General features: G+C 52.5%; 9 protein-coding genes. 6 read left to right on the forward strand and 3 right to left on the reverse strand.

The genetic code is table 11. From position 1 onward, the window contains the following. The first annotated feature begins 62 nt into the window (after nt 1-62). Genes ACPYIV_RS16685 through gldN form a run of 5 tightly spaced genes read left to right on the forward strand, consistent with a single transcriptional unit; the run spans nt 63 to nt 6,295 of the window. Nucleotides 63-1,013: a PorP/SprF family type IX secretion system membrane protein gene (locus tag ACPYIV_RS16685; protein ID WP_293733044.1), complete on the forward strand. Its 951-nt coding sequence runs from the start codon at nt 63-65 to the stop codon at nt 1,011-1,013. 3 nt (nt 1,014-1,016) lie between these two features. Further along, entirely contained in the window at nt 1,017-2,444 is a 1,428-nt protein-coding gene (locus ACPYIV_RS16690; RefSeq protein ID WP_293733045.1) for an SUMF1/EgtB/PvdO family nonheme iron enzyme, read from the forward strand. A 57-nt stretch (nt 2,445-2,501) separates the two neighbouring features. After that, a complete protein-coding gene (gene gldL / locus ACPYIV_RS16695) occupies nt 2,502-3,581 on the forward strand; it encodes a gliding motility protein GldL (protein ID WP_293733046.1) in 1,080 nt (359 codons plus the stop codon). A gap of 6 nt (nt 3,582-3,587) precedes the next feature. Beyond that, nucleotides 3,588-5,156: a gliding motility protein GldM gene (gene gldM / locus ACPYIV_RS16700; RefSeq protein ID WP_425884118.1), complete on the forward strand. Its 1,569-nt coding sequence runs from the start codon at nt 3,588-3,590 to the stop codon at nt 5,154-5,156. Between the two features lie 47 nt (nt 5,157-5,203). Further along, a complete protein-coding gene (gene gldN, locus ACPYIV_RS16705; protein WP_293733048.1) occupies nt 5,204-6,295 on the forward strand; it encodes a gliding motility protein GldN in 1,092 nt (363 codons plus the stop codon). A 166-nt stretch (nt 6,296-6,461) separates the two neighbouring features. Here gldN and ACPYIV_RS16710 read toward each other — a convergent pair whose 3' ends face one another. After that, a complete protein-coding gene (locus ACPYIV_RS16710; RefSeq protein ID WP_425884120.1) occupies nt 6,462-9,119 on the reverse strand; it encodes a transglutaminase domain-containing protein in 2,658 nt (885 codons plus the stop codon). 146 nt (nt 9,120-9,265) lie between these two features. Between ACPYIV_RS16710 and ACPYIV_RS16715 the strand changes: the two genes are divergently transcribed. Further along, entirely contained in the window at nt 9,266-10,783 is a 1,518-nt protein-coding gene (locus ACPYIV_RS16715; RefSeq protein WP_293733050.1) for a potassium/proton antiporter, read from the forward strand. 11 nt (nt 10,784-10,794) lie between these two features. On the opposite strand, the gene ACPYIV_RS16720 is transcribed toward ACPYIV_RS16715, so the two are convergent. Next, on the reverse strand, nt 10,795-11,430 hold the full coding sequence (locus ACPYIV_RS16720; RefSeq protein WP_301704428.1) for a WbqC family protein: 636 nt from the start codon (nt 11,428-11,430) through the stop codon (nt 10,795-10,797). Next, complete coding sequence (gene lepB / locus ACPYIV_RS16725) at nt 11,430-12,320, reverse strand: signal peptidase I (protein ID WP_293733052.1); 891 nt, start codon at nt 12,318-12,320, stop codon at nt 11,430-11,432. The genes ACPYIV_RS16720 and lepB overlap by 1 nt, the downstream gene beginning before the upstream one ends.

Here is a 12,320-nt window from a genome sequence, read left to right on the forward strand (position 1 = left end):
ATGTCCCGCCGCCTCGTTTGCTTTTTATACAATTTATTCGGATTTATTCCGTTTCTTGATATATGAACAAATATCTCCTGCTTATTATCCTTTTGCTAACCGGTCTCACGCGGGCGCGGGCGCAATACGACTCGCAGTTAAGCCAGTATTTTATGGCGTTGGGTTACTATAACCCGGCGTATGCGGGTGTTGCGGGAGACTTGAATATGTTGGCGTTATCCCGTTTGCAATATGTCGGGATCGACGGGGCGCCGACTTCCTTCTTCATTAATGCGGATATGCCGCTAAAGCTGGGAAAGACCAATCATGGTGTCGGGTTGGTAGTCTTTACCGAAGGAATCGGGCTTTTTGTTAATACACATGTCAATTTGCAATATGCTTATAAACAAAAACTGTTTGGTGGCACACTCAGTATCGGAATGCAGTTCGGAGTGGTAAACCAGTCGTTTGACGGAGAAAAGGTCTTTTACCCGACCAGCCAGTTCCATCAACAGGAAGACCAGGCGATTCCACAGACGCAGGCAAGCGGAATGGGCTTCGACATGAATGCCGGACTTTACTATCATCGCAAGAATCTTTATGCCGGTTTAGGCGTCACTCACTTAAACAAGACGGAGATCTCATTGGACGATTATTCTTCCATGTATCTTACCAGCACATATAATTTGATAGCCGGATACAATATTCAGTTTCGAAACCCGTTGTATGAATTACAGCCGTCTGTATTCCTGAAAACAGATATGCAGAGCTTTCAGGCGGACATAACCGCGCGGCTGTTTTATAATAAGATGTTTAACGGAGGTTTTTCCTGGCGTGTGAATGAGTCGCTGATCCTGTTGTTAGGAGCCAAGATCGGGAGTTTCCAGGTAGGATATGCGTATGATTTCCCTATCTCTACCATACCCATCTTGAAAGCCACGAGTGGAAGCCACGAGCTGATAGTGAGCTACAAGTTGAAGTTGAAGAAATCGAAGTCAGGAAAGAATAGACATAAAAGTGTACGTATATTATAGTATATGAAAAAAGTATTGTTAGTACTTGCGGCAGTAGCCCTGTTTACCTCATGTGGCAGAACCCTTTCCGGTGGCGGGGGCGAAGTGACGGGGGTACGATCGGTTGCGTTTAACGAACCCGCCCCGTACGGGATGGTTCTGATCAAAAGAGGCTCATTCGAGATGGGACCCGCTGATAAGGATTCCCTGTGGGGAATCAATCCGGAAACGAAAGGCGTCTCTTTCGATGCTTTCTGGATGGACGAGACAGAGGTGACAAATGCCAAATACCGTCAGTTCGTGTATTGGGTGCGCGACTCCATCATCCGTGAACGCCTGGCCGATCCGGCTTATGGCGGCAACGACCTGTTCAAGATCACCGAAGATAAATACGGCGAACCCGTCACTCCGCATTTGGACTGGAGCCGTCCGATCCCTTGGAAACGTGCCAATGAAGACGAGATCCGGGCGATCGAAAGCGTTTATACCGTTAATCCTGTGACCGGCGAGAAAACGCTCGACCCGAAGCAGATGGTCTATAAGTACGAATGGTACGACTATACGTCGGCCGCCCTTCGCAAGCACAACCTCGATCCGGCCGCCCGCGTGCGTAACACCGATATCCAGGTCGATCCGAACGAAGTGATTATGATCTCAAAAGATACGGCCTATGTCACCGAAGAAGGCGAGATCGTCAACGAAACCATCACACGCCAGCTCAGCGGGCCGTGGGATTTCCTGCATACCCGTATCGTGAATGTTTATCCGGACGAAAGTTGCTGGGTGAACGACTTCAACAATGCTTATAACGAACCGTATATGCGTATGTACTTCTCGCATCCGGGCTATGACGACTATCCTGTGGTGGGTGTCTCCTGGGAGCAGGCGACCGCTTTTTGCGTATGGCGCACCAACCTGTTCAAGGAATCCCTGAACTTCCCCAGCGGACAGGCCATCGAACCGTTCCGTCTGCCTACCGAGGGCGAATGGGAATATGCGGCCCGTACAGGCAAGAACGAAAACAAATATCCGTGGGCCGGCGATGAGCTGGTGAGCGGCAAAGGTTGCTTCTTAGGTAACTTCAAGCCGGGTAAAGGCAACTATACGGAAGACGGACACCTGATCACCTCACGCGTCGGCTCTTTCGCCCCCAACGAATTCGGCCTCTACGACATGGCGGGTAACGTGGCGGAATGGACCTCCACCTCTTATTCCGAATCCGGTCCGAGCCAGATGAGCGATATGAACCCCGACCTGCGCTACAATGCAGCTAAGGAAGATCCGTATGCCATGAAGAAGAAAGTCGTCCGCGGCGGTTCCTGGAAAGACGTGTCGCAGTTTATCCGTTCGGATATGCGTACTTTCGAATACCAGAACGAAACACGTTCATACATCGGTTTCCGTTGCGCCCGCACACAAGTCGGTTTCTCGAGAGCGAAAGGTAAAAAATAATATAATGTAGGGGCGTGGTTCGCCCGCCCCCTCTAAATAACGAATATACATCACATCATGGGAAAATATAGAAGATATAAAAACAGAGTCGAAATGTATCTCGCCAGCGAAAGGGGCAAGCGGGTGCTGAATTTCTGTTATAGCTGGGGTGCCTCCATCGTTATTCTCGGCGCCTTGTTTAAGTTGTTGCACGTGCCTTATGCTAACTGGGTCCTGGGTATAGCCATGACCGTAGAAGCATTGGTGTTCTTTATCTCTGCATTCGAAAAACCGTTTAACGAATATCACTGGGAAGAAGTGTTTCCGGTACTGAAATCGAAGAATCCGCTCGACCGTCCGGATTTCGTCAATACGCCGATGTCCAACTTAGTGAACTCGCCGGAGAATACGGCCGATGATGAGGCGGGGGCTACTCTGGGAGCAGGAGTGAACTTCAATCTGGGTGGCAAGCCGTCCTCCGGATTGGGCAACCTCGGTCTCGACGTGAGCGAGGAAGATACGAAGAACCTATCCGATAGCATCAAGAAGTTGAGCGGCGCAGCCGAACAGATATCCAAGATGGCGGAATTGACCGAAGCCACCCAGAAGTACCTGGAACAGCTTTCGGGCATGTCCGAAAACATGGAACGTTTCAGCCAGGTGACCAACTCTCTGACGAATGTCTCCGACACGTTGCTCACTTCCTATAAGAGCATCACGGATAACTCCGACGGCATCAACCAGAACTCCCGCGGCTATGTCCAGCAGATGGAAATGCTGAACCGCAACATCTCCGGACTGAACACCATCTACGAAATACAGTTGAAGAGCATCAGCTCGCAGATCGAATCGATCGAACATATCAACGGTGGTCTGAACCGCATCCGCGAAATGTATGATGGTTCTGTTGTCGACAGCTCCGTCTTCCGCAACGAAACGGAGAAGATGACACGTCAGCTGGCCGAACTGAACCAGGTCTACAGCCGTCTGTTGCAGGCCATGACGGTCAATATGGGCTATCAGCAACCCGCACAGCCGCAGCAGCCTGTTTACCAGCAACCGCAGCCGCAACAACAGCCGCAGAATTACCAGCAGCCGTATCAGCAACCCTACGGATACCAGCAGCAGGCTCCGTATACAAACAACCCAATGAAGTAATCGAATATGTCAGGAATAGCAAATAATCCCAATTCGCCCCGTCAGAAGATGATCAACCTGATGTATCTGGTGTTCATCGCCATGATGGCACTCAACGTGTCGTCGGAGGTACTTGACGGTTTCGAACTGGTGGAGAGCAGCTTGCGGACGTCTATCGATAATAGCTCCACCCGTAATGAGATCGTTACGGAAGAACTGGAGGCCTATTACCAGACGAATCCCGAGAAAGTACGCGAGTGGTACGAAAAGGGAAACAAGGTGAAGCATGCTTCCGACAGCCTGTATAACTATGTCCAGGACCTGAAGGTCCGTATTGTGCAGATTGCCGACGGCAAGAATGCCGATGTCAACAATATCGAACATAAGGACGACCTCGAATCTGCCTCTCGCGTGATGCTGTCTCCCGTTTCGGGCGAGGGCAAGAAGTTACGCCAGAGCATCGAAAAGTACCGGACGCTGATGGGCGAGATGGTGGAAGATGCCGCCAAGACGCGCGTCATTGAAGCCAGCCTTTCGACAACACCGCCCCATAAGGCCGGAATCAATACCCGCACCTGGGAGGAGGCTTTGTTCGAGAATATGCCGGTAGCGGCAGCCGTCACCCTGCTGACGAAGTTGCAAAGCGACATCCGTTATGCCGAAGGTGAAGTATTGTCGAACCTGCTGAGCAGCGTCGATATGCGCGACTACCGTGTGAACCAGATCACGGCGCAGGTGATCCCGGAGAGCCAGATCGTTATGCGCGGCAGCCAGTATAAGGCTAACATCGTTTTATCGGCTGTTGACTCGACGAAGCGCCCGACCGTTTATGTGAACGGCAAGGAATTGCCTTACGATGCAAACGGGATGTTTACGGCTGTAGCCGGTGCGCCGGGCACTTATCCGGTCAAAGGATATATCGAGATGCCGGGTAGCGACGGCAGCGTGATGCGCCGCGAGTTCGAAAGCGAATATTTCGTGACCGAACCGAGCGCCACGGTAGCGCCGGTGCTGATGAACGTGCTCTATGCCGGAATCGCGAACCCGATTCGTATTGCCGTGCCGGGTGTGCCGAGTGGCAACGTGACGGCGACTATGACAAACGGGACATTGGTCCGCAAAGGCGACCAGTGGGAAGCCCGTCCGGCTACGGTCGGAACGGATGCCATCGTTTCCGTCCATGCTAAAATGGCTGATGGCCGCAGTGTGGAGATGGCGAAAACGACTTTCCGCGTACGTGCCCTGCCCGATCCGATGCCCTTTATCGAGTATAAGGACCAGAACGGCAATCTGCGCAAGTTCCGCGGCGGCCAGTTCTCCAAGCGGAACCTGGTGGAAGCCGACGGCATCCAGGCGGCTATCGACGACGACCTGCTGAACGTGCCGTTCAAGGTGTTGAGTTTCGAGCTGACCTTCTACGATTCGATGGGTAATATCATCCCGGAAGTCACGCAAGGCAACCAGTTCTCACAGCGGCAGAAAGATTATATCCGTCGCCTGGCAAGAGGCAAACGCTTCTACATCACCCATGTGAAGGTGTTAGGCCCGGACAACAAGGAACGTATCATTCCGACCGTCGAAGTAATCGTCAATTAACGTAACGTAGGGGCGAGGTTTGCTCGCCCCGTAATGTATAAAGATATATGAAACGTTTATATTACATAGCAACCCTCGCCATCGCCCTGTTCGCCTCCGTCTCCATGCAGGCGCAGGAAGAGGCCGGTAACGCCCAGCAACAACAACAGAGACGCCGCGGCCCCGTATCGAGCCGTGGAGCCCGTGAAGAAGATAAGAAAGAGAGCGGCATGGCCGAACTGACCGTCCGTGCCCAGGATATGAACGAACGGATGACGCAGAATATCGGCAACGCCCGTTGGATGCGTGTCATCTACCGCCAGATCGACCTGACGAAGGAGCAGAACGCGCCTTTGTATTATCCTACCCAGCCGATGAACGGCCAGATGAATCTCTTCTCCATCATCTTCCAACTGGTGTGCGAAGGGAAACTGTCTGCTTATGAATATCTCGATGGCTATGAGGATTTCAGTAACGACCGCATTCTCGACCTGAAAGTGATGCTCGACCGCTGCCGCATTTTCTACGAGGAGACGCCGGGCAATGACAACGAGGCCGCCAGCTTTGTCGTGAACGAGAGCGATATACCTTCCGGCGATGTCCGTTCCTATTACGTGAAGGAAGCCTGGTACTTCGACCAGAACAACTCCGTGTTCGATGTCAAGACGCTGGCTATCTGCCCGATCCTTACGATCGTGGACGATATGGGACAGAACACCATGCCGATGTTCTGGATTCCTTACGAAAACTTGCGTCCCTATATCAATACCGCCTATATCATGACGTCCAACATCAACAACGCCATGACTTTCACGCTCGACGACTATTTCCGTCGCCGTATGTTCCAAGGCGATATCTTCAAGACGCAGAACCTGATGAACCAGCCTCTGCAAGCCTATTGCCCGACGCCCGACTCGATGAAACGAGAGCAGGAACGCATCGAAAACCAGTTGGTAACCTTCGAGAAGTCCCTCTACCTGCAACCCGACACCGCCCAGTTAGCCGCCGATACGAAAGGCAAGAAGTCTAAAAGCGCCACCGTCGCCTCCCGTGGCAAGAAGACGGAAGCTGTAAAAGAAGAAAAGCAGAAAGAAGTCAAGATCAAAGCCCCGAAAGCCCAGAAGAGCGCCCCGGTTCGCAGCGTTCGCCGTCGCCGGTAAGCGATATCCCCGGCCACCGGTACCGATTCAGGCGGTGGCTTTCGCAAGATCAGGTTGACCATCACCTCCAAAGGTAAAAGTAAAAGTGCTCTAAAATAGATCGCCCGTTGGCACCTCCTGCAAGAGAGGAAATTGCCAACGGGCGATCTGTTTTAGCAGTTATCCGTTACAACTTATGTATCACCTTCATCAATTGGTCCCCCAACCCGATCGTGTAGCCTTGCGAGACGAAGACTACGCGGTTGAAAGTATCGGCGATGATGAAGATCGGCAGGGTGTTGGCGTTCTGCAACTTCATGGCGGCGGCGATCTCTTTCTGGATTGTCTTGTCGGGGTCTATGCCGTAGGTAATGCTGGCCGGCAGTTCTCCGAACTCTTTCGGGTCGAAGTTCTGGTAGCTCTTCTCGTCCGGGAACAACAGGACCATGCCGCGGCCCCATTCTTCGAGGTCTTTCTTAACGGCGGCGATGTCACGCATGGCGTGGTTGGTCGGCTCCTGACGCGCTCCGAGGATGGCGACGATGTAGTAGCCGCGGCCTGTGGTGGCCAGCAGACTCGTCTCTTCGCCATTATCGGCCCGTTTGAACTTGTTTTCGGAGTTGAAGTTGCCGATTACCTGCACGTCGTCCTGGCTTTCACGCATCTCCAGTTTGATATTGCTTGTCTTACCCGGCTCGACGTTGAAGAACGAGATCTCGGCCAGTACGCTGCCGTTCGCCATGCGCGTCCCGGTTACCAACATATAATTGCCTTCGTCCATCGAAAGCGGCTTCTTCAGTAGGGCGCTCCAGGTGTCGCCGCCACCCATATCCACGTCGCCCGACTCGAAGTTGAGCGTCTGTAACTTACCATCCGGCAGAACTTTGGCGATTGTGAAGTGGCTGTAGTATTTCGGGTCCTGCAACGCCTTGATCGGCTGGTAGGAGGCGATGACCTTGCCTTGACGGGCAGTCGTCTGCTCGGCAGCCTCGAAGTCCACATCCACCCAGTTCAGGCCTTTTGCGTACTGTACCTTTCCGGCTACCGGCTCGATGCGCGCCGGGATACCCAGGCTGCGGCATACGGCAACGAAGAAGATGTTACGGGAGCCTCTGTCGGCTACACGCGATTTCCATACGCCCATTGGCATGACGGGGATGCGTTGCGGGTTCAGGCTGTCGGCAATGCTGATGTTCTGCTTCACCCAGTCGACAATCAGTTGCGGGTCGGCTTTAGCCTTCTTTGCCAGTGCGGGATCGACGTTGGCGGCGAAGAACTCCCTGTACGGCGTCAGGAACTCGTTGGCCACCCGCGGATTGAGGATATATTCGGTGAAGAGGGAACTTTGTACCGGTTGGGTATTGCCGAGGTGGTCTGTCAGTACGGAGGCCGGTGTGTCGCGCAAGTCCTTTGCGGAGATGACGTTCAGCAGATCCATTGCCATCGGGCGTTTGTCGGCGGGGGTGTCGCGGAGGAACTTTTCGATCTCGCGCCAGTTGCCCCGGCTGCCGATCATGAAATCGGCTGTTTTCAGCGGGTCGATGCCGAGCTCTTTGGCGAGTGCTTCCGCTTTCTCTTCGGTATAGAAGGTGGCGACGTATTTCCCGCGGATTACATCCTCTTCGTGCAGGCGTTTGGCGTTGGCTTCTTTCTGCTTGTCGGTCACTTCGGCGGCTATGGAGCCGTCGACCGGTGGGATGATATCGAGCGTGACCGTTTCGATGTCGCCCGGCTTCTTGTCGAGGATGATCGTCACGTCGTTATCCTTGCCGAACGAGACTTTGCTGTAGCCGAAACAGCCGTCTTTGGTTGCCCATACCAGCATATCGCCTTTACCGGCGGAGAGGAAGGTCTTGCCTTCGGCATCCGCTTTCTTATTGGCTACGGAGTAGAACTCGGCGTAGTTGTATATCTTAAACTCGACGTCGGCTCCGGCGGCCGGCCGGCCGTTCTCGTCCACGACGGTGATCGTCGCTTTGGCGGTCGGGGCGTAGTTGTCGATCACGTTGATCTCGGTGTAGCCGTCGGTTACGTCCATCACCTCTTCCGGTCCGTTGTATTTGCCGAACACTTTCGTATGCATCAGCATACCACGGTAAGCCGGTCCGTTGAACCATCCCAAGTTGAGGACCGGTTCCGGCTCGCAGGCACCGAGGAAGTACCACTTGCCGTTTACCCAGGCTTCCACCCAAGCGTGGTTATCGTCGGTATGTGCCCAGCGCGGCGTATAGACCTGGCGCGCCGGTATGCCGACCGAACGGAGGGCGGCTACCGTGAATGTCGACTCTTCGCCGCAACGGCCGTAGGCTGTCTTCACGGATGCGAGCGGCGAACTTGTCCGGGCGTCTGAAGGCGTGTAGATTACTTTCTCGTGGCACCAGTGGTTCACTTCCAGCACCGCGTCATAGAGGGACAGGCCTTTCACCCTGTCTTTCAGTTCTTCGTAAAAGACCATGCGGCTCTCGTCCAGGTTTTCGTTGTTGACACGTACGGGCAACACGAAGTGGCGGAAGATGTCTTCCGGTATGCTGTCGCCCCAAGGCATTTCGACCCGTGCACGGAACGAACTGCGGATGTTGTCGAGGTAGAGCTCTCCGTCATAGTCCGTGATATCCCCGATCGGCATATAGGCGTACAGGAATGTGAGCGCCTCTTTTTCATCGGGCGTCATCTGCTGGTTAAAGACGGAAAACAGGTCTCCGTTGGGCAGGGCGGCTTGCTTTGCCTGGAAATCCTTTTCGACTTCGGCACGGAACGCGTCGTCCGAAATGAAATGTTGTTGTCTGTTGCATGAAGTTCCCGCGAGGAGAACGAACAATAGCAGGAATAGATTTGTTTTAATCATAGCGTTAATTTTATCAGCACAAATATACGGAATATATTTATTAGTCAGTAGGTAACCCTGTCTTTTAAGTGTTAAGCTGTTGTGCTTATCGTTATTTTTTCTTTACTTTGAAGTGACAAATTAATAGTATAAACCGTTATAAGCCTATGTTCCACGAATTCGAACTCTTCCATAGTGCAGAAGGTATCCTGCTGATTGCTTCAGTGATCCTTTTCTTCAGTATTTTCGCCGGTAAGGCCGGTTATCGTTTCGGGCTGCCTGCCTTGTTGTTATTTTTAGGTGTCGGGATGCTGTTTGGTAGCGACGGGTTGGGAATACAGTTCAGCAATCCGGATATGGCTCAGTTCATCGGTATGCTGGCGTTGAGCATCATCCTGTTTTCGGGTGGTATGGACACGAAAGTGTCGGAAGTCAGGCCGATTGCAGCCCAGGGGGTGATCCTTGCGACTGTCGGCGTACTTGCCACAACCGCCATAACCGGTGGATTTATCTATTATCTTTCATTGATTGCGACGGGCTATGAGACACTGACTTTGCCGGAATCTATGTTGCTTGCCGCCGTCATGTCGTCTACGGATTCGGCTTCCGTCTTCTCGATCCTCAGGAGCAAAGGGGTTTACCTGAAGGAACGGCTGCGTCCGACATTGGAGTTGGAGAGCGGTAGCAACGACCCGATGGCTTATATGTTGACATTGTTGATTATCGCCTATATACAGGTCGGGGGCATGAACTTGCAGGAGGCCGTCTTTCAGTTAGTCATTCAGTTGGTTGTGGGGGCGGTAGCGGGTTATCTGCTGGGTAAGTTGGCGGTATATATAATTAATCATATCGATATTGCTAATGAATCGCTTTACCCGATCTTGCTGTTGACAACTGCATTCTTCACTTTTTCGGTGACTACCTTGTGTAAGGGGAACGGCTATCTGGCTGTCTATATTGCCGGGCTGGTGGTCGGGAATGCCAAGATCGTGCATAAGAAGAGCATGGGGACGTTTTTCGACGGTTTCGCCTGGTTGTGGCAGATTGTGATGTTCCTTACGCTGGGGCTGTTGGTCAATCCGCACGAGTTGCTTCCGGTGGCACCGATCGGCTTGACGGTAGGTATCTTTATGATCATAGTAGCCCGTCCGGTCAGCGTGTTCTTTTGCTTACTTCCCTTTAAGAACTTCTCTCTGAAAGGGAAGTTGTATATTTCTTGGGTAGGGTTGCGTGGGGCTGTCCCGATTATCTTTGCTACTTATCCGCTGATTGCAGGGATCGAGCATGCGACGATGATCTTCAATGTCGTGTTTTTTATCACGATCCTTTCTCTACTGATTCAGGGAACGACCGTGACGCAGGCGGCCAAATGGTTGGGCCTCGTGGATGAGCCGGAGCGGAGGGACGAGTTCGGAATAGAATTGCCGGAAGATATCAAGAGCGCCATGAGTGAAATAGATATTACTCCTGCCGTCCTTTTGCACGGCAACAAACTGATGGAACTGACTCTCCCGGATCACACTCTCGCCGTAATGGTAAAACGCGAAGGCCGTTATTTCATCCCGAAAGGCAACACGGAACTGAAAGAGAACGACAAACTCCTGATGATCTCCGATAACGACGAAGCCCTGTTGCAGGCATACGATTCGTTAGGGGTGAAGGATTATACGATGAAAAAGAACTGATGGAGCCTCGATCAGGGCTGTTCCGGTGCCACAATGGAATCACGCAACACCAACAGCCCTTCCGGTCCCATGTTGAATAGTAAATCCACAATACTCATATTCGGAAGGAAGCCGTGCTTGTCGCGGAAGACCTGGTAATAGGGTTTCGGGGAGAAGCACGGGTCTTCTCCTTCGTGCTTCGGGCGGATGGTTTCGCGGAAGTCGTTCGGGACTTCGGGCTGGTATTCTTCCGTATAGATAACATTCGGGTGCAGGTCGAGCAGGCGGCAGATCAATTGGCGCAGTTCCTCGTTGTAGTCGAATAGAAACTCATACTTCTTTTCGTAAAAGGGAGCGAAGTCTTCTTCGTAATACTCGAAGAACGGGCTCATATTGTAAGCCGAAACCAATGCGTTCCAGTGCAGGTGGCGCCAGTTCCCGTGATCGGAGATACGGATGTCTTTGGTCGGGCACTTCAATGTGTCCGGCTTTACGATCGGGACGGAGAGGGCTAACGGGCCGTTGGCGGCGGCGATGGTGCAACGGTTCCGGTAGGTTTGTTTCAGGTAGTTCTCGGCTGTTTCGAGTCTTACCTCCGGGTATTGGAATAGTTTGCAATACTGCTGGACCGGGCCCAGATATGTTGTAGAGAGATAAACAGGTTGCATCAGTTTACAGGTTTAAAGATTCGTTGTTTGTCACGGCTGAACCAGCAGAGCCAGGCATTCCCGATGATATGGTCGTGCGGGATAAAGCCCAGGTGGCGGGAGTCGACCGATTCGTTTACGTTGTCGGAGAGCATCCAGTAATAATCTTGTTCGAAGAAGAAAAACGTAGTTTCCCTTCCGTCTAAATATAGTTTTCCGTCACGGAAAACTGCCTTTTCTCCGGCCTCGGCTTGTATCGCTTCCTTGCAAGCGGTGAGGGCAGCATCATCCAGGCGGTATGCCCGGTCTTTGCGGGGAACGACCAGCTTGTACGGGGCGGCTTGATTCCGGATAAAATGAATGTTCATCTCTTCCGTCAGTTCTTCACGTAATTGGTATTCTTCGAAAGTCGTCAGGGAAAAGGAGAAACCGAATGTTTCGCTCTTCCAGTTCCGCACCGGTATATTCAGCTTTTGCAAGACTTTCAGGAAACCGGTGGCGCTTTTCTGGGTGATGAAACAGGTGTTGAGTGCGCGGGGAGAGTGGGGCAGCAGTTTCCCGTTCACCTCGTATCCGTCGCTGCTCACGAGGATCGTGTCTCCGGGCATACCGATGCAACGGCTCAGGAACAACGGGTTGTTCACCGTGTCTTTCAGTAACGGACTGGTAAACAGCACGACCTTGTTCCGTCCCGGATTTCCTTCAAGCGGTAATTTATTCACTAAGATATAATCACCTTGATGCAACGCTTCTTCCATCGCATTCGTCGATATCCGGTAAGATTCGATACAGAAACGGCGGACAGGTATAACAATGAGAAAGGCGATAACAATCGTTACCACCCAGCCCACGTAGGGGCGACCTATATGGTCGCCCGCCCCATTTATGTTATCATTAATCTTTTTCCCCAT

It is taken from the genome of Parabacteroides vesiculifaciens (genome assembly GCF_049860805.1).
Taxonomy (GTDB): domain Bacteria; phylum Bacteroidota; class Bacteroidia; order Bacteroidales; family Tannerellaceae; genus Parabacteroides.

What these genes read in the sequence shown, in the direction of transcription:
- ACPYIV_RS16685 (WP_293733044.1), top strand. Translation starts at nt 63, where the DNA reads ATGAACAAATATCTCCTGCTTATTATCCTTTTGCTAACCGGTCTCACG.
- ACPYIV_RS16690 (WP_293733045.1), top strand. Translation starts at nt 1,017, where the DNA reads ATGAAAAAAGTATTGTTAGTACTTGCGGCAGTAGCCCTGTTTACCTCA.
- gldL (WP_293733046.1), top strand. Translation starts at nt 2,502, where the DNA reads ATGGGAAAATATAGAAGATATAAAAACAGAGTCGAAATGTATCTCGCC.
- gldM (WP_425884118.1), top strand. Translation starts at nt 3,588, where the DNA reads ATGTCAGGAATAGCAAATAATCCCAATTCGCCCCGTCAGAAGATGATC.
- gldN (WP_293733048.1), top strand. Translation starts at nt 5,204, where the DNA reads ATGAAACGTTTATATTACATAGCAACCCTCGCCATCGCCCTGTTCGCC.
- ACPYIV_RS16710 (WP_425884120.1), bottom strand. Translation starts at nt 9,119, where the DNA reads ATGATTAAAACAAATCTATTCCTGCTATTGTTCGTTCTCCTCGCGGGA.
- ACPYIV_RS16715 (WP_293733050.1), top strand. Translation starts at nt 9,266, where the DNA reads ATGTTCCACGAATTCGAACTCTTCCATAGTGCAGAAGGTATCCTGCTG.
- ACPYIV_RS16720 (WP_301704428.1), bottom strand. Translation starts at nt 11,430, where the DNA reads ATGCAACCTGTTTATCTCTCTACAACATATCTGGGCCCGGTCCAGCAG.
- lepB (WP_293733052.1), bottom strand. Translation starts at nt 12,320, where the DNA reads ATGGGGAAAAAGATTAATGATAACATAAATGGGGCGGGCGACCATATA.